Origin of the sequence: Paraburkholderia sp. NMBU_R16 (assembly GCF_013282575.1) — a bacterium.
GTDB lineage: Bacteria > Pseudomonadota > Gammaproteobacteria > Burkholderiales > Burkholderiaceae > Trinickia.
Map to the genome: position 1 here is coordinate 1 of NZ_JAAAYE010000486.1, position 251 is coordinate 251.

The 251-nt window shown below is 57.4% G+C and carries 1 pseudogene; it reads left to right on the plus strand.

Going from position 1 to position 251, the window contains the following annotated elements:
• Positions 1-126 precede the first annotated feature (126 nt).
• Positions 127-251, plus strand: a pseudogene (locus GWC77_RS28875) (transposase); the annotation flags it as partial.

Consider the following 251-nt stretch of genomic DNA (forward strand, 5'->3'; position numbering starts at 1 on the left):
CACACCGATTCCAATTCTTCTCTTGCGAAGGCCGTCATCGCTTGCCCCTCCTGAGCGAACTCAATGGCGGCATTGTGCGATTGCCTTTACGCGAACTCTATAACGCCCATGGCTTACCGCTTACGCTTCAACGAACTGTACGAGAGCGGCAAGATTCGCGAGGCGGCATGCTGGGACCATGCGAGACGATACATATACGACGTGCATGCCCGAACGCCGACCGAGGCGACCCGGGAGGTGCTCGAGTTGAT